This is a genomic window from Rhizobium sp. 10N427 (assembly GCF_056394605.1).
Genome location: NZ_JBFTID010000007.1, coordinates 62,890 through 80,377, shown reverse-complemented (window position 1 = coordinate 80,377; position 17,488 = coordinate 62,890). Strand labels below are relative to the sequence as shown.

The following is a 17,488-nucleotide window of genomic DNA, read 5'->3' as shown; positions in this document are numbered from 1 at the left end:
CAGGCCAGAAGAATGGCGCTGCTTTCTGCTGGTCTCGGCGCGAATGTCCGCTCTCCCGCCGCCCGAGCCGCCCTCAGCATCGCATTCACCTTTTCGATGGCACTGCTCAGCGTCATCGCCGTCGAATGGATCGCCCGCAGCACGCTTGCCGATGTCGGCGATTTCCTGACCTCGACGGCCCGCCCCGGCATGACCACCGTTGTCATGCTGACCATCCTGATGCTGACGCTCGATGCCGCCTTCGGCCGCCGTTATCTCTCCGCACTGATCCTCGTTCCGCTTGTCTTGATCCCGGCCTTCGTCTCCAACCAGAAGCAGCACTACCTTTCCGACCCCTTCTATCCCTCGGATATCCTCTTCGGCCGCCAGATCATGGAACTGCTGCCGGTGATGGTGCGCGACCGGCCGTTCACGGCAATCGCGATCGTCGTCGGCCTTGCACTGCTGGCCGCCGGCATGGTGTTCGGCTGGCGCTATGCCTGGCGCACCTTTCCGAAGCTCTCGAACCAGGCGCGCCTGCGCCGCCTTTGCCTCGGCCTGCCGGTGATCGCCGCCTTCGGTTCGCTGATGGACTATTCGCAATATTCCTATATCCGCGACCGTCTGCAGGTCGTGCCGATGATGTGGGACCAGAAGGAAAACTACCGCAGCAACGGCTTCATCCTGGCCTTCATCTTCAATGTGCCGATGGCCGATGTGGCAGCCCCCGCAGGCCTCAACGCCGAAGCGCTCGACGCGATACCGGCCCGCAATTACGGCTATCTCGCCGGTCCGCGTGAAAAGCCCGATGTCATCATGCTGATGAGCGAATCCTTCTGGGATCCGACGCGGCTGAAGAAGCTGAATTTCAGCGCCGACCCGATGCCGACGATCCGCGCCTCGCAGTCCGGCTATGTCTTCTCGCCCGAATTCGGCGGCATGACCGCCAATGTCGAGTTCGAGGCGCTGACAGGCTTCTCCAATGCCTTCCTGCCCTATGGCAGCATTCCCTATCAGCAATATATCCGCCGCGACGTCCCCTCGCTTGCGACCTTCTTCCGCGGCGAAGGCTATACGGCACGCGCACTCCACCCGTTTAGTGGCTGGTTCTGGAACCGCAACGAGGTCTACAAGGATTTCGGCTTCGAGGAGTTCCGCACCGAGGAAACCCTCCCGCCGATGGAAAAGCGCGGCATCTTTGCATCCGACGACTCGCTGATGAAGGAAATCATGCGCGAGGGCGACGGACTGGATAAGCCGTTCTTCTTCTTCGCTGTCACGCTGCAGGGACATGGCCCCTACGAGGCCAACCGCTACGCCCACAACTCGATCGACATCCAGGGCGACATTCCGGAAGCCGACCGCGCAACGCTCGCGACCTATACGCAGGGCGTCAAGGAAGCTGACGACAGCCTGAAGATGCTGATGGACTGGGCCTCGCATCGCGACCGCGAGACGATCATCGTTCTCTGGGGCGACCACCTGCCGCCGCTCGGCAATGTCTACATGAGCGCCGGCTACATGCCGGACCAGGTCGCCACCCGCAAGGCGCCGCTCGATGTGATGAAGCAGCAGCATGAGACGCCGCTGGTGATCTGGTCGAACAAGAAGGGCGTCAAGCAGGATGTCGGGACCATCAGCCCGTCGCTGATCTCCTACAATCTCCTGAAGTTCGCCGGATTCGAGCATCCCTACTACACCGGCTTCCTCGGCCGGGTGCAGAAGAAATACGACATCATCGACCGTTACCAGCTGGCAACCCGCAAGAACGAGGTGACGCCGGACTGGGTGCTCGATCCGAAGAAGCTCGACCCCTTGGTGCGCGATTACCGCTACCTGCAGCACGACGTCATGTTCGGCAAGGCGCAGACGCTCGACCGCTTCTTCCCGCAGCATGTGATGGTCAACGAAGCCAGCTACTGAGCTAAGACACTAATTCGCATTGCATTCAGGCCATCAGCGGGAATACTGGCTCCGACGCGATACAGCATCGGAGCCTCGCATGTATAACCTCCCCAATTTCATCCACACGCATTTCGGCAAGAGTGCCGACGAACTCGGCGACATCGAGAAGCGCGTGCTGCAGAAAGCCCATGAACGGAAGATCATCTCCACCAACGTCAACGCCGTCCTTTCGGCCGAGTCGTCTTTCGGCCAGCGCATTGCCGATGGCATCGCCCGCGTCGGCGGCTCCTGGTCCTTCATCCTGACCTTTCTGGCCTTCCTGGTGATCTGGACTGTCATCAACACCATCATCCTGGCGACCGGCGCCTTCGACCCCTACCCCTTCGTCTTCCTCAATCTCATCCTCTCGATGCTTGCCGCCATCCAGGCACCGATCATCATGATGTCGCAGAACCGTCAGGCCGAGCGCGACCGGCTGGAGGCAGCCAAGGATTACGAGGTGAACCTGAAGGCCGAACTGGAAGTGCTGGCGCTGCACCAGAAAATCGACATGCGCGTGCTGACCGAGCTGACCTCTTTGCGCGAGGACGTCGCAAGGCTCAGTGCCGCGCTCGACGCCAAACGCATCTAGGCACTTTCGGGATATTGCGGCAGGCCGTCGTTGATCTCGTAGAAATCGGCCTTGTCGGCGCAGTAGATATGGTAGCCGATGGACAGCCCGCTCGGCTGATCGAAGGCACCGGCAAGGATCGAGACCGTGTCAGCGCCGGTGCGCTGCCAGAACAGCCCCGATCCGCAATTGCGGCAGAAGCCGCGCTCTGCCGCATCGCTCGACTGATACCAGTGCAAAGCCTCCCGGCCGGCAATGACGAGCCCGTCAAGCGGGACGTCGGTTGAGGTAAAATAAAGCCCCGTCTGCCGCCGGCACTGCGAGCAATGGCATGCAACAACGGGCCCCGGCTTGCCAGTGCCCCGAAACCGCACGGCGCCACAGGCGCATCCCCCAGCATAGTCTCCGCTCATTGCCGCCGTCTCCATTTGAACTCCTGCGGAAACTGACGGCAGACGGTGAAGGCGTCAAATCCAATATGTTGATGGAAAAGCTCAGTGTTTTTGATGGTTTGAAAGACCGCCCCGCACTAGTCGAGTCAGGCCCTCCCAGGCCGAAAGCCATCGGGAGTTGCATGGAAAGACGGGAGAGCCTTCCCGAAATAGGTCATCTTGCCGCACCAAAACACACGCATTACTTTTATTAGCTAATCCAAAATTAATAGTTTCAGGCCTATACAGAACGCAGCTTACAAAGCTCGCATGAGGCGCAGTATGACAGTGTTTCGCCGTTTCCGTTCGAACGACAAGGGAGCCGCCGCGATTGAATTTGCGATCATCGCTCCGCTGTTCCTGCTCGTGATGTTGACGCTGATCGCCTACGCGATCTACCTGACCGCGGCCCATTCCGTCCAGCAGATCACCGCCGACGCCGCCCGCACGGCCGTCGCCGGCATTTCCGCCAAGGAGCGCGAAACGCTGGTCGACAATTTCATCACCGCCTCGACGATCAATCATCCTTTGCTGCAGAAGGACAAGATCCACGTTACGGTGACCACGGATCCCGGCAACGTCAACCAGTTCACGGTGACGACGGAGTATGATTCCGCCAATCTACCTATATGGAATTTATACACTTTTCCGCTTCCGGACCATACCATCAAGCGCTTCGCGACGATCCGGATGGGAGGCATCTGAATGACATTGAATGCCTTCAGGCTTGCCCGTGACAAGCGCGGCAACATTGCCATCAGTGCCGCTCTCTGCGCGCCCCTTATCATCTACTCCCTTGGCCTCGGGGTCGACTACGGCATGCTGACGCTGCAGCAGCGCCGGCTGCAGCAGATGAGCGACATAGGCGCCATCGCCGCTGCGTCAGACATCAACCGTGCCGCCGAACAAATTCTTGCCAATTTCACAGAGAACGGGATCAACGTGGCGGTGCTTACCGAGAACGGTTACCTGACCGGCAAGGGATCACTACCGAAGGGCTCGGATACGTCACAATTCCAGGCTGTCGTCAGCTATTCGCTGGGCGCCTATCTCGCCGACGAGACCGTTGCCCCCGATCAGCGCTTCGTATCCGGAAAGCAGCCCTACGATGCCGTAAAAGTTGCAGTATCGCAGAAGGGTGAATTGGCCTTCGCCAATATCTTCGCCAGTGCCCCGACACTGAGTGCCACCGGTACCGCGTCGGCCGCAAAAGTCGCAGCCTTTTCCGTCGGCTCGCGTCTGGCAAGCGTCAACGACGGCGTGCTGAACGCCCTGCTCAGCGCCCTCCTCGGCACCACTGTCTCGCTGAAAGCGGTCGATTACGAAGGCCTTGCTTCGACCGACATCAACCTGCTCTCCTATCTCGATCTCCTGGCGACCAATCTCAACGCCAACGCCGCCACCTATGACGAGTTGCTGGCGACCGATATCTCCTATCCGCGCCTGCTGAACACGCTTGGCAAGACGCCCGGCCTGCCGGCGGCAGTCAACAAGACGATCACCGCGCTGGAGAAGGGTCTCGGCTCCACCCAGCTCAAGGTGAAGCTTGAAGACATCCTCAATCTCGGCTCCACCGGCGAACGCGCCATCGGCAGCGGTTCGCATCTGCAGGTCGATGCCACGGCGATGGAGCTGATCTCGGCGACCGCTCTGGCCGCCAACCAGAAGAAGCAGGTAGCGGCCAACGTCAACAGCACCGTTCCCGGTCTGCTGAACGTCAAGCTCAGCGTCGCCGTCGGCGAGCGGCCGGTCGGCTATGCGGCGACAGCTGTGGGCTCTGCAGGTTCCGCCGTCCGCACCCCGCAAATCCGTCTGGCGATCGAAACCAGCGTGCCGGGTCTCGGCTTGCTCGGCGGCCTAAAACTTCGCGTGCCGCTCTATGTCGAGGTGGCCTATGCGGAGGCCAGGCTTTCGAACATCACCTGCCTTGGCGGCGGCGCCAAGAATACCAGCGTCGGCGTCGAAGCCGTGCCTGGTGTTGCCGAGATCGCGCTCGGCGATGTCGATACGACGGCATTCGCGAATTTCGGCAGCAAGCCACGCGTCAATCGCGCCACGCTTCTCGATGTCTTCGGACTTCTGAAAGCAAGCGCCATGGCCGACGTCAATGTCACCAACCTCGACAAGAGCAAGCTGACCTTCCAGCCAGCCGACATCGCGGCAAAGACGGTCAAGAACATTTCGACGAAGGATAGCCTGACCTCAACGGTTCAGAGCCTGCTCGGCAACACCGATATCGAGGTGCAGCTGCTGACCCTGACGCTCGGCACACCCAAAGCGGTGACCGCGGCCGTGGCACAGACCCTGACGGGGCTGACAAAGCCGCTCGACGAGCTGCTTTACAACACGCTGATGATGCTCGGCATCAAGATCGGCGAAGCCGATATCCGCGTCACCGATGCGCGCTGCCAGCAATCGGTTCTCGTCCAATAAAAAAGCCCCGCATCGCGGGGCTTTTCCAATTCAGATCATTTGCACTCAGGCGCTGACGGCCAGACGCTTCTCGTCGCGGCCGCCCTTCATGCGCTCGGCAAGCAGGAAGGCAAGCTCGAGGGCCTGGTCGGCATTGAGACGCGGGTCGCAATGCGTGTGGTAGCGGTCGGACAGCGAGTCCGCCGTCACGGCGCGGGCGCCACCGGTGCATTCCGTGACGTCCTTGCCGGTCATCTCGATATGGATGCCGCCCGGATGCGTGCCTTCGGCGCGATGGATCTGGAAGAAGCTCTCGACCTCCGACAGGATCCGTTCGAACGGACGCGTCTTGTAGTGGTTGAGCGTGATCGTGTTGCCATGCATGGGATCACAGGACCAAACGACCTTCTTGCCTTCCTTCTCGACGGCGCGGATCAGCTTCGGCAGGCTGTCGGCAACCTTGTCGTGGCCGAAGCGGCAGATCAGCGTCAGGCGGCCGGCTTCGTTGGCCGGGTTCAGCGCATCGATCAGCTCGATCAGGTTGTCGGGCGTCAGCGACGGGCCACACTTCAGACCGATCGGGTTCTTGATGCCGCGGAAATATTCCACATGCGCATGGTCGAGCTGACGTGTGCGGTCGCCGATCCAGAGCATATGGCCCGACGTCGCATACCAGTCGCCCGAAGTCGAATCGACGCGGGTCAGCGCTTCCTCGTAGCCGAGAAGCAGCGCTTCGTGGCTGGTGAAGAAATCCGTCTCGCGCAGGCTCGGCTGGTTCTCGGCAGTGATACCGATCGCCTTCATGAAGTCCATGGTTTCGGAGATACGGTCAGCCAACTTGCGGTAACGATCCGCCTGCGGGCTGTCCTTGATGAAGCCGAGCATCCACTTGTGAACGTTTTCGAGGTTGGCATAGCCACCCATCGCGAAGGCGCGCAGCAGGTTCAGCGTTGCCGCCGACTGACGGTACGCATCGAGCTGGCGCTCCGGGTTCGGAATGCGGGCTTCTTCCGTGAATTCGATACCGTTGATGACATCACCGCGGTAGCTCGGCAGCGACACGCCGTTCATCGTCTCGATGTTCGACGAACGCGGCTTGGCGAACTGACCGGCGATGCGGCCAACCTTGACGACAGGAAGCTGCGCGCCATAGGTCAGAACCACGGCCATCTGCAGGAAGGCGCGGAAGAAGTCGCGGATATTGTCAGCGCCATGTTCGGCGAAGCTTTCGGCGCAGTCGCCACCCTGAAGCAGGAATGCGTCGCCATTGGCAACGCTGGCGAGCTGCTTCTTGAGGCGGCGTGCCTCACCGGCAAAAACCAGCGGCGGATAAGTGGCAAGCGTGGCTTCCGTTGCCGCTAAAGCGGCCTGGTCCGGATATTCCGGAACCTGCTGGATCGGTTTTTGCCGCCAACTGTTCGGGGTCCAAGTCTGTGCCATCTTACTCACCTTTGCTACACCGGATAACGCCGGGCATCGTCCTTGAAGAATAACGGCGGCTTATAAACCTTTAGGCCCGGCTTGCCTAGCGGCGTTTCGGACACTTTCAAGGGCAAAAGGCGACGTTTTTCCTGCATATAAAGGAACGCTGCGCCCGCACTTCAATCCCCGCCATTAAGACAAACTATACCACGTCGTTTTGCTGACGATTTAGCTTTCGCTGTTACAACACCCTTCAATATTAATGGGCCGCACTGGTGCCTTTCCTGAAAATGCAGGCAAGCGGCCGAGACAGGGATTTCGACGCCGATGACCATGCGCCGTTTGCTCGCCGACCGTTCCGGAAACTTCGGTTTGCTGACTGCCCTGCTCGCCGTGCCGCTGATCGGTTCGGCCGGCATGGCCATCGATTTCGGCCATGCGATGAGTCTGCGGACACAGCTTTATGCTGCGGCAGACGCCGCAGCTGTCGGCTCCATCTCGCAGCAGTCCAGCGCGGTCACGCAGGCGATGACGAGTGGCGATGGCCCGCTTTCGACCGGCCTGGCGGATGCGCGCAGCATCTTCCTTGCCCAGATGCAGGGAGAACTGAAGGCAAGCGACGTCAGCCTCGACGTTCAGGTCAACAAGGTCGCCAATCAGCTGAATTCCCAGGTGTCGTTCAGCGCCAGCATTCCGACGACCTTCATGCAGATCTTCGGCCGGAACAGCATCCAGATCGACGGCACGGCAAATGCCGTCTTCCAGACCGCCGCCTTCATGAATTTCTACATCCTGCTCGACAACACGCCGTCCATGGGCGTCGGCGCGACGCCGACCGATGTCGCGACAATGGAAAAAAAGACGTCGGATACCTGTGCCTTCGCGTGCCACGTCGTTTCTGACGCCGGCGTCGAAGACCCGAACAGCTATTACAATCTCGCCAAGAAGAACAACGTCACCCTGCGCATCGACGTCGTGCGCCAGGCGACGCAGCAGCTGACGCAGACAGCGAAAGTCCAGCGCGTCACCGATAACCAGTTCGCCATGGGCGTCTATACCTTCGGCAAACGCGCGCAGGATGCCAACCTGACGACGATTTCCGACCCGATCACTGATCTCGACAAGGTGGCGAATTACACGAATGCCGTCGATCTGATGTCGATCCCTTTTCAGGGATACAACAACGACCAGCAGACCAGCTTCGACAACGCCCTGACACAGATGAAGACGATCATCGGCAACCAAGGTGACGGCAACAGCCAGACCCAGCCGCAGAAGATCCTGTTCTTCGTATCGGATGGTGTCGGCGACAGCTACAAGCCGTCAACCTGCACCAAGGCGACGACAGGCGGACGCTGCCAGGAGCCGATCGACACATCCTTCTGCAAGCCGCTGAAGGACAAGGGCATCAAGATTGCCGTACTCTATACGACCTACCTGCCGCTGCCCAACAACAGCTGGTACAACAGCTGGATCAAGCCCTTCCAGAGCCAGATCCCGACCAAGATGGCAGAATGCGCCTCTCCCGGCCTCTATTTCGAGGTAACGCCGACCGACGGTATCGCTCAGGCGATGAATGCCCTGTTCCTGAAGGTCATTCGTATGCCGCGCATCACCAGCTGACGATCAGACCTTCTGGCCGTCGACGATGCGATAGCTCGGCGCATACATGGTGACGAGTTCTTCGGCGGCGGTCGGATGGACTGCCATCGTGCGATCGAAATCGTCCTTGGTGCAGCCGGCCTTCAGTGTGATGCCCAGAATCTGCGCCATCTCGCCTGCGTCATGCCCCAGGATATGGGCGCCCACGACCTTGCGGCTGGCAGCATCGACGATCAGCTTCATCAGCATCTTCTCGCCACGGCCCGACAGCGTTGCCTTCAGCGGCCGGAACTGGGCGCGATAGACCTCGATCTCGCGGTATTTCTTCGCAGCCGCTTCTTCCGTCAAACCGACAGTGCCGATCTCCGGCTGCGAGAACACCGCCGTGGCGATCAGATCGTGATCCGGTTTGGTCGGGTTGTTCTTGTACTCGGTCTCGATGAAGCACATCGCTTCGTGGATGGCGACCGGCGTCAGCTGTACCTTGTCGGTGACATCGCCGAGCGCGTAGATGTTATCGACGCTGGTGCGTGAATAATCGTCGACGACGATCGCGCCCCGCTCGTTGGTCTTCACGCCGGCCGCTTCAAGGCCAAGACCCTCGGTATTAGGATCACGGCCAAGCGCCAGCATCACCACGCCGGCATTCAGCGTACCGTTGTTCTTGGTCTCGACCACAAGGCCATCGGCGCCCTTGGAAACCTTCTCGATCACATCGTGGCAGAGAATGCGGATTCCCTTGGCCGTCATCGCCTCGTGCAGGCCGCGGCGCAGATCATGGTCGAAGCGCGAGAGGATCTCCGCGCCGCGATAGATCAGCGTCGTCTCGACACCGAGGCCATGGAAGACATTGGCGAACTCGACGGCAATATAGCCGCCGCCGGCAATGACGATCGATTTCGGCAGCACTTCAAGATCGAAGGCTTCGTTGGACGAGATGCAGAGCTCGTGGCCGGGAAGCGCTGCATGCGCATTCGGCTTGCCGCCCGTGGCGATCACGATCGTCTTGGCCGTCACCGTCTTGCCGGTGTTGATGAGCCGAATGGTATGATTGTCGACAAGCTCGGCGCGGGTCTCCAGAATCTCCGCGTTGGCGGTGGAAAGTCCCTTCTTGTAGAGCCCTTCCAGCCGTGAGATCTCGGCATCCTTGGCCGCGATCAGCTTCTTCCAGTCGAAGCTGGTTTCACCAACGGTCCAGCCGAAGCCGGCCGCGTCCTCGAAATGCTCATGATACTGCGAAGCATAGACAAACAGCTTCTTCGGCACACAGCCGCGGATGACACAGGTGCCGCCGTAACGATATTCCTCTGCGATCGCCACCTTCTTGCCGAGCGAAGCCGCCACGCGCGCGCTTCTTACGCCTCCCGAACCGCCACCAATGACGAAGAGGTCGTAATCATATGCAGACATGAGGAAATGCTCCGGTTGGGAATCGGGAGGAAAGGCTGACAAAGCATATAGTATCGGTGGCCACGAAAACAAAAGCCCGGCGCGAGCCGGGCTTTCGTCATCGTAATCGTGAAACCGCTTATTGCGGGGTCTGCAGGTTGAGGGCCGGAGCAGCCGGAGCCTTGGCAGGTGCCTTTGCCGGAGCCTTGGCGGGCGCCTGCGCCGGAGCGGCAGAAGCATCGGCCGGTGCTGCCGGCGTGTCGAGCTGAACCGGCTCGACCTTGATGATCTTGCCAAGTTCGTCGCTGGCGTTCTTCTGCAGGTCGCGGGCGATACCCTGAGCCCAGATATCGGCCGCACGGTTGGTCTCGCGCGAAGCGATCGGGCCGTCCTTGAGCAGCTTCTTGCCGACGTCGGAGCCGTAGAAATCGGCGATCGCCTTCAGCTCTTCAACGGTGAAAGCCTTGGCATAGTTGGTCGCAGCTTCCTTTTCGAGGTCAGCGCGGCGCGGCGCCAGGGCGAGAGCGGTCGCATCGACCGTCTGCGAAATCTGGTCTTCGTAGTTCGGCGAATCCTGGATCAGGCCGGCCTTGAGGCGCTCTGCCAGACCCGGCAGGATGTTGTCGAACTGAGCGGTGGCGCCGATCGCAGCGATTGCCGCGCGTGCTGCCTTCAGCTGCTCTTCCGTGACTTCCTGAGCCTTGACGGCAGTACCGAAAGCGAAGCTGGAGAGAATTACGGTCGCAGCGGCGATGCGGCCAAGACCTGCAAATGTCTTCATGAGTTCAATGCTCCTGTTATCTGTTCGCTTGCAGCGTGCGGGCACCGGATGGACCAGCAATGATCGCAAGTGCCGCCATATTGAGAAAAAGCCCGTGTTCAACGACACCGGGTATTGAATTCAGCTCGCTCGAAAGCGCCTCTGCATCAGGAATGCGGCCAAATGATGCATCGATAATGTGGTGGCCGCCATCCGTGGTAAAATCTCCGTCACCCGATCGGCGGATCGCAAGACTGCCGCTGAGGCCAAGCTTCGCGGCGACCTTCTCGATCGTAATCCGGGTCGAAACCAGACCGAACGGATTGACTTCGATCGGCAGCGGAAACTGGCCGAGCGTCTCGACCAACTTGCTTTCGTCTGCAATGACGATCATCCGTCCGGATGCTGCGGCGACGATCTTTTCACGCAGTAACGCACCGCCGCCACCCTTGATCAGACGCAGGGCGCCATCCACCTCGTCGGCGCCATCGATGGTCAGATCGAGTTCCGGCAATTCATCGAGCGATTTCAGGGGTACGCCAAGTTCGACGCAAAGCCGCGCCGTGCGTTCGGATGTCGGAACGCCTTCGATCTTGAAGCCGCCTGCGACCTTCTCCGCCAGCAGCCGCACGAACTCTTCAGCCGTGCTCCCCGTGCCGATACCGAGGCGCATGCCGCTCTCCACATGGGTCAGCGCAACCGCGGCAGCCTTGATCTTCATCTCGCGGGCATCCATGCGCCGCTTACTCCGATTGTTTCGTTGGATGTGCTGTTAACACGGCTCGCATGCCAAACGAAAGCCAAAATAACCGAAGCAAACTGAAAAGCAAAAGCATCGCGGCGGGTCCGAAACAGCCTAGTCTTGACGTTGCTTTTTGACCGCCCTTCGCCTACTCCGGACCGACCCGTTTTCATGAAGAGGCAACAGACCTTGACCCCTGCCCTTGTCGTATTCGATCTCGATGGCACGCTTCTCGATACCCATTCCGATCTCATCGAGAGCCTCAATCACTCGATCGGCTCGATCGGCCTCGAGCCGGTCAGCTATGACAACCTGACCCATCTCGTCGGTCACGGCGCCAAGGTGATGATCGAGCGCGCCTGCAAGCTGCGCGGTCACCCGCTGACCGAAAGCGAGGCGCCGGTCCTGCTGGAGCGCTTCATCGCGCATTATACCGAAACGATGCCCGGCCAGACCAAGCCCTATCCGGGCCTAGTTGCCGCGATGGACAACCTGAAGACCAGCGGCTTCAAGCTGGCAGTCTGCACCAACAAGCTGGAATCGCTGGCGCGCACGCTGCTCGAAAAGCTTGAGCTGACCCACTATTTCGAGGTGATCACCGGCGGCGATACCTTTCCGGTCCGCAAGCCCGACGCCCGCCATCTCCTCGGTACGATAGAAAAGGCCGGCGGCACCCCTGAGCGGAGCATCATGGTCGGCGACAGTTTTAACGATATCGCCGTTGCCAAGAACGCCTCGGTCGCCTCTATCGGCGTCCCATTCGGCTATTCCGACGTGCCGATCGCGAGCCTGGAACCCACCCGCATCATCCAGCATTTCGATGAACTGACGCCCGATTTCGCCAACGCGCTGATCCGCGATTATGCGGCGGGCAACAAGGCCGTACAGACCGCCTGAGCCTGCCAGCATGGCAAACAAAAAAAGGCGGCCACGCGGGCCGCCTTTTTCATGACTGTCAGCACGCTCAGATCTGAGCGCCGCGCGCCTTGCTGGTGATGTCGAAGGCCTTCATCGTGTAGGTATCGCGATCATAGACGTCGTTGAAATATTCAACATTGCCGTCCTTGTTCGGCCAGGCCGTGAAGTAGGCGATATAGATCGGGATCCGCTGCGGCACCGAAACAGCCTTGTTCTGGCCAGTGGCGATCTGCTTGGCGACATCGTCGACCGTCGTGTTCAGCACGGCAGCCGCCATCGCCCGCGGATCCGCAAGGCGCACACAGCCATGGCTCAACGCGCGCATATCGCGCTTGAAGAAGCTGCGCTGCGGCGTGTCGTGCATGTAGATCGCATGCGAGTTCGGGAACAGGATTTTTAGTTCGCCGAGCGCATTGTCACCGCTCGGTGGCTGGCGCACGGAAACGTTGGCGGTCGAACCGTACCAGTCGACGCTGGAAGACGGAACAGCACGTCCGTTGACGGCCACTTCATAGCCCATGCGGTCGAGATAGTTCGGGTCGGCGCGCAGCTTCGGCAGCATCTCGTTGATGATGATCGACTGCGGCACGCCCCAGAACGGATTGAACTCGACGGTTTGGATCTCATCTTCGAAGAAATTGGTCTGATGCGTCGGCTGGCCGACGACCACGCGCATCGACAGCTGTTCCTTGTTGTCGTTGTGGTAATAGACCATGAAGGCAGGCTGGTTGATCATCACGTAACGCGAGCCGAGATCTTCCGGCAGCCAGCGGGCCTGCTCCATCGCGACGACGAGCTTGTTGATCTTCGCGGTGTTGCTATCGCCGCCGGTCATGACGCGGACGGTTGCCTGACCGATGACGCCATCAGGCTTCAGGCCATGCTCCTTCTGGAAGTCCTCGACCAGCGACACGACCTCGGGCGAATAGTCCGAACCGCCGGTATAGGCAGCCAGCATCGCAGCATGCTGGGTCTTGAGCGCTTCCGAACCATGCTTGCCAACCGCCTTGACGATATTGGCGATCTCCGGCGAGCTGTCGCCCGGACGCAGCAGGCCGTTGAGCGAGATGGTGATCTGCTCCTGGTCGCCGCCTTCGGCCTTCAGCTTGGCAAGCTCCTTCTTCAAAATATCGAATTCGCGCCCATCCGGGCTGCGGCTCGCGAGATAAGAGCCGACATCCGGGCTCATGCGCGCAAGCTTCAGCACCGGATCGAGATTGACGACCTTGCGCTTGAAATCGTGGTAACCCGACAGCTTGTTTGGATCGATACGGCCGCGCACCGTGTCCTGAACATAGGCCAGAACCTTCGACGACAGCTCAAGTTCGAACTGCGTCAGCGCGTGGTCGCGAACGGTCGAGTCCGGATTGGCGGCATCGGCAGCCGGAAGATCGACGGCGTAGTCTGCCGGATCGAGACCGACGGAACCGGCGCTTGCCAGGAAGCTCATGGCTGCCTTGGCGCGATCGTTCACTTCCGTGCCGCTGACCCAGACGAGCGGGTTCTTGGTGTCGCCGTAATAGGATTCGAGCGACTTCGCGACATTGCCGTCGGCGCGAACCTTGGCATCGGCGAGATAACGGCGCTGAACGCCGGACTGGTCGCCCGACGTTGCCGACGCATCGACGACGGCCCCGGTTACGACCGGGTCTGCAAACTTCGCCGTGTTCACCAGACGCATCGGGTCCGGCTTATACGTATAATAGGTCGGTGACGTCACCTTCGGCAGCGGCGCGTCGACGGGGGCCTGCATGGCCGGCATCTGCGCGGGATTGGAAGGATCGATGATGGTGCTCTGGGTGCGCGGCCGGTCACCGCGGATCATGTCCATCAGCGTATAGGCATGCGCGGGCGCAGCAAGTGCCGCAAAGCCGCAGGAAAGTGCCAGTGCGGAAACCGCACCCTTGAAAAACGATGTCATGCTTTTTCCAGTCCCAGTGTCATGCTGTCTTGGCGTGGGCCCGAGCCCATTCGAGATTTCTACCGCCTGGCTCACTGCTCCATTGGCAGAATCCAGCCTGCGCCGCCAGCGCCGGACGACTCAACTTTGCGTGACGTGATCCTTCGCGGCGGCGCTCCGCAGTTCACACAAAATTATGAAATTATTGGTTAATTTTTTACCCAATTTCGCGCCGCCGCCAAAGCCCGTTTTTCAGCTGTTCCGCATAAAATTCCGGCCGTGTCCCAAATACCACTCCAACCGGGCCTAAAACATGAAAATCACTCTCATATTTTAAGCCGCGAGACGGTTTTCTTGGCGGCGCTCCGGGCCTATAAGACGCCATCCTGACGACAGCAGAGGAAGGCACTGCGATGAGCACGACCCGTACCGAAACAGACACCTTTGGCCCGATCGAAGTCGCCAGCGACCGCTATTGGGGCGCACAGGCCCAGCGCTCGCTCGGCAACTTCAAGATCGGCTGGGAAAAGCAGCCGCTGTCGATCGTCCGCGCACTCGGTATCGTCAAGCAGGCGGCCGCGCGCGTCAATGTCGAACTCGGCCAGCTCGACCCTGAGATCGGCAAGGCGATTTCCGTGGCAGCGCAGGAGGTCATCGACGGCAAGCTCAACGACCACTTCCCGCTCGTCGTCTGGCAGACGGGCTCCGGCACGCAGTCGAACATGAATGCCAACGAAGTGATCTCCAACCGCGCTATCGAAATGCTGGGTGGCGTGATGGGCTCGAAGAAGCCTGTTCACCCGAACGATCACGTCAATATGAGTCAGTCGTCGAATGACACCTATCCGACGGCGATGCATATCGCCTGCGCCGAGCAGCTCGCTCATCACCTGCTGCCCGCCCTCAAGCATCTGCACGCAGCGCTCGACATGAAGGTGGTCGAGTTCAATCACATCATCAAGATCGGCCGCACGCATACGCAGGACGCCACGCCGTTGACGCTGGGACAGGAATTTTCGGGCTATGCCGCACAGGTGGGTTCGGCGATCAAGCGGATCGAGATGACGCTTCCCGGCCTCTGCGAGCTCGCACAAGGCGGCACGGCCGTGGGCACCGGCCTCAATGCGCCGGTCGGCTTTGCCGAAGCGGTTGCCGAGGAGATCGCCAAGATCACCGATATACCATTCGTAACGGCGCCCAACAAGTTCGAGGCGCTGGCATCGCATGACAGCATGGTCTTCAGCCATGGCGCCATCAATGCCGCAGCAGCAGCGCTCTTCAAGATTGCCAACGACATCCGCCTCCTCGGCTCCGGCCCGCGCGCCGGTCTCGGCGAACTGGCGCTGCCGGAAAACGAACCCGGCTCGTCAATCATGCCAGGCAAGGTCAATCCGACCCAGTGCGAAGCGATGACCCAGGTCTGCGCCCAGGTCTTCGGCAACAATGCCGCCCTCACCTTCGCCGGCAGCCAAGGCCATTTCGAACTCAACGTCTACAATCCGATGATGGCCTACAACTTCCTGCAATCGGTCCAGCTGCTTGGCGATGCCGCGATCTCCTTTACCGACAATTGCGTCGTCGGCATCGAAGCCCGCGAAGACAACATCAAGGCAGGCCTTGAGCGATCGCTGATGCTGGTCACCGCCCTTGCCCCGACGATCGGCTATGACAACGCCGCCAAGATCGCCAAGACGGCTCACAAGAACGGCACGACCTTGAAGGAAGAAGCGCTCGCCAGCGGGCTGGTAACGTCGGAACAGTATGATTCGGTGGTCCGGCCGGAGCAGATGATCGGACCGAAGTAAGGCCGAGCAAGCAAAGCCTGTTGAACAAGAAAGGCTCGCGGAGGTCACTTCGCGAGCCTTTCGCCGTTTTTCCCGGCATAAACGGGCCTTGGGTTTGCCCGGGGCGAACCTCTAGCGCCGCTCCATGACGGACGTATAAAAACGCCACGACTTCGAAAAATAAGATTAATATTCGAATATCTAAATGTAATTACAATATATTATAAAATATAAACTCAACATCAGCATTCATTATAATTATGTAATATATTACCTATAGTTCAGTATATTACTGTACGTTGGCGTTTATATATACATACGCGTGACAAATACGCAACATCGATACTTTACCACCCGTTGTGACAAACTTGTAATTTTGACGTTTCGTTCGCCCTGTACCCACCGCCTCGAAGTTGGGGGCATGCCACCTTCTTCTCAAAAACAAGGGCCGGGAAAGGGAATGCCGTTGGCAAAAAATCCCAGCCCAATCGAAACTTTGAATTGGAGGTTATCCATGAACATCAAGAGCCTTCTCCTTGGCTCCGCTGCAGCTCTCGCAGCAGTTTCCGGCGCTCACGCCGCAGACGCCATCGTCGCTGCAGAACCGGAAGCCGTCGAATACGTTCGCGTCTGCGACGCTTACGGCACCGGCTACTTCTACATCCCGGGCACCGAAACCTGCCTGAAGATCAACGGCTACATCCGTTTCGACGTCAACTTCGCGTTTGGCGACGGCACCGACAATCCGGCCACCGGCAAGGGCGGCGAAGACTGGAACGTCCGTACCCGCGGTCAGGTTCAGTTCACTGCCAAGAGCGACACCGAATACGGCCCGCTCACCGGCGTTATCGTTTACCAGGCCAACTATCGTGGCCCGGCAAGCAAGGACGGCGCTCTGAGCCCAAGCGGCGCTCAGAACGCAACCGTTCTCGACACCGCCTACATCGACATCGCTGGCCTGCGCGTCGGTAAGTTCGTCAACTGGTGGGATAACGACTTCTCGGGCGAATTCGACATCACCAACTCCGGCACCACGAGCTTCAACACGGCCCGTTACCAGTACGAAGCCAACGGCTTCTACGCTGGCGTCGCGCTCGAAGAACTCGGCGGTAACGGCTTCGCTTGGGAAACTGGCGGCAACGACCTCGGTATCGACGCTGCAATCGGCGGCAAGGCCGGCAGCTTCACATATGAAGTTCTCGCTGGCTACGACGTCGATGCCGATAACTTCGCCGTTCGCGGCAAGATCGGCGCCGACATCGGTCCCGGCACGCTCGGCATCGCAGCGATCTGGGCTGATGGTCCTAGCGCCTACTTCACCAAGGGCGAATGGACTGTTGCAGCCCAGTACGCCATCAAGGCGACCGACAAGTTCACGATCACCCCTGGCTTCCAGTACACCGGCAATGTCGATGTTACCGGCCTGGCTGGCGAGCAGGAATTTGACGGTGGTAGCGAGTGGCGCGCAGGCGTAACGCTCGACTATCAGGTCGTTCAGAATCTGGCAGCGAAGCTCGCAGTCACCTACGTCGATCACGACTCTGACACCTCTACGGTTGGCGCAAGCTACACCGGCGTTACGGGCTTCTTCCGCCTGCAGCGTGCATTCTAATCTGATCTGACTCCTTTGGATC

The 17,488-nt window shown here is 59.8% G+C and carries 14 protein-coding genes; 8 read left to right on the top strand and 6 right to left on the bottom strand.

Annotated elements, in window-relative coordinates:
* Nucleotides 1-12: 12 nt before the first annotated feature.
* Complete coding sequence (locus AC1DIJ_RS16660; RefSeq protein WP_477831481.1) at nucleotides 13-1,902, top strand: LTA synthase family protein; 1,890 nt, start codon at nucleotides 13-15, stop codon at nucleotides 1,900-1,902.
* A 79-nt stretch (nucleotides 1,903-1,981) separates the two neighbouring features.
* Nucleotides 1,982-2,515: a DUF1003 domain-containing protein gene (locus AC1DIJ_RS16655; protein WP_112387207.1), complete on the top strand. Its 534-nt coding sequence runs from the start codon at nucleotides 1,982-1,984 to the stop codon at nucleotides 2,513-2,515.
* On the opposite strand, the gene AC1DIJ_RS16650 is transcribed toward AC1DIJ_RS16655, so the two are convergent.
* Complete coding sequence (locus AC1DIJ_RS16650) at nucleotides 2,512-2,907, bottom strand: GFA family protein (RefSeq protein ID WP_112387473.1); 396 nt, start codon at nucleotides 2,905-2,907, stop codon at nucleotides 2,512-2,514. The two genes, AC1DIJ_RS16655 and AC1DIJ_RS16650, sit on opposite strands and share 4 nt — an antisense overlap.
* Nucleotides 2,908-3,207: 300 nt before the next feature.
* Between AC1DIJ_RS16650 and AC1DIJ_RS16645 the strand changes: the two genes are divergently transcribed.
* Complete coding sequence (locus AC1DIJ_RS16645; protein ID WP_112387206.1) at nucleotides 3,208-3,630, top strand: TadE/TadG family type IV pilus assembly protein; 423 nt, start codon at nucleotides 3,208-3,210, stop codon at nucleotides 3,628-3,630.
* Nucleotides 3,631-5,358: a pilus assembly protein TadG-related protein gene (locus AC1DIJ_RS16640; protein ID WP_112387205.1), complete on the top strand. Its 1,728-nt coding sequence runs from the start codon at nucleotides 3,631-3,633 to the stop codon at nucleotides 5,356-5,358. It abuts the gene before it with no gap.
* A 45-nt stretch (nucleotides 5,359-5,403) separates the two neighbouring features.
* Here AC1DIJ_RS16640 and AC1DIJ_RS16635 read toward each other — a convergent pair whose 3' ends face one another.
* The gene (locus tag AC1DIJ_RS16635; RefSeq protein WP_112387204.1) at nucleotides 5,404-6,777 is read right to left on the bottom strand and encodes a class II 3-deoxy-7-phosphoheptulonate synthase; all 1,374 of its coding nucleotides are present in this window, start codon (nucleotides 6,775-6,777) and stop codon (nucleotides 5,404-5,406) included.
* Nucleotides 6,778-7,092: 315 nt separating this feature from the next.
* Between AC1DIJ_RS16635 and AC1DIJ_RS16630 the strand changes: the two genes are divergently transcribed.
* Nucleotides 7,093-8,382 (top strand): pilus assembly protein TadG-related protein, encoded by a 1,290-nt coding sequence (locus tag AC1DIJ_RS16630; protein WP_112387472.1) that lies wholly within the window; start codon nucleotides 7,093-7,095, stop codon nucleotides 8,380-8,382.
* 3 nt (nucleotides 8,383-8,385) lie between these two features.
* On the opposite strand, the gene gor is transcribed toward AC1DIJ_RS16630, so the two are convergent.
* From gor to rpiA, 3 genes are all read right to left on the bottom strand, one after another.
* Complete coding sequence (gene gor / locus AC1DIJ_RS16625; RefSeq protein WP_112387203.1) at nucleotides 8,386-9,771, bottom strand: glutathione-disulfide reductase; 1,386 nt, start codon at nucleotides 9,769-9,771, stop codon at nucleotides 8,386-8,388.
* A 118-nt stretch (nucleotides 9,772-9,889) separates the two neighbouring features.
* The gene (locus AC1DIJ_RS16620) at nucleotides 9,890-10,531 is read right to left on the bottom strand and encodes a DUF2059 domain-containing protein (RefSeq protein WP_112387202.1); all 642 of its coding nucleotides are present in this window, start codon (nucleotides 10,529-10,531) and stop codon (nucleotides 9,890-9,892) included.
* 16 nt (nucleotides 10,532-10,547) lie between these two features.
* Entirely contained in the window at nucleotides 10,548-11,246 is a 699-nt protein-coding gene (gene rpiA / locus AC1DIJ_RS16615; RefSeq protein ID WP_112387201.1) for a ribose-5-phosphate isomerase RpiA, read from the bottom strand.
* A 177-nt stretch (nucleotides 11,247-11,423) separates the two neighbouring features.
* On the opposite strand from rpiA, the gene AC1DIJ_RS16610 reads away from it, so the two are divergent.
* Entirely contained in the window at nucleotides 11,424-12,149 is a 726-nt protein-coding gene (locus AC1DIJ_RS16610) for an HAD family hydrolase (protein WP_112387200.1), read from the top strand.
* A 67-nt stretch (nucleotides 12,150-12,216) separates the two neighbouring features.
* Here AC1DIJ_RS16610 and AC1DIJ_RS16605 read toward each other — a convergent pair whose 3' ends face one another.
* Nucleotides 12,217-14,091, bottom strand: coding sequence for a L,D-transpeptidase family protein (locus tag AC1DIJ_RS16605; RefSeq protein WP_112387199.1), 1,875 nt, complete (start codon nucleotides 14,089-14,091; stop codon nucleotides 12,217-12,219).
* 392 nt (nucleotides 14,092-14,483) lie between these two features.
* Here AC1DIJ_RS16605 and fumC point away from each other — a divergent pair, with 392 nt between their 5' ends.
* Together fumC and AC1DIJ_RS16595 are read left to right on the top strand one after the other, a co-directional pair.
* On the top strand, nucleotides 14,484-15,875 hold the full coding sequence (fumC, locus tag AC1DIJ_RS16600) for a class II fumarate hydratase (RefSeq protein ID WP_112387198.1): 1,392 nt from the start codon (nucleotides 14,484-14,486) through the stop codon (nucleotides 15,873-15,875).
* A gap of 493 nt (nucleotides 15,876-16,368) precedes the next feature.
* Nucleotides 16,369-17,466, top strand: coding sequence for a porin (locus AC1DIJ_RS16595; RefSeq protein ID WP_112387197.1), 1,098 nt, complete (start codon nucleotides 16,369-16,371; stop codon nucleotides 17,464-17,466).
* The last annotated feature ends 22 nt before the right edge of the window (nucleotides 17,467-17,488 follow it).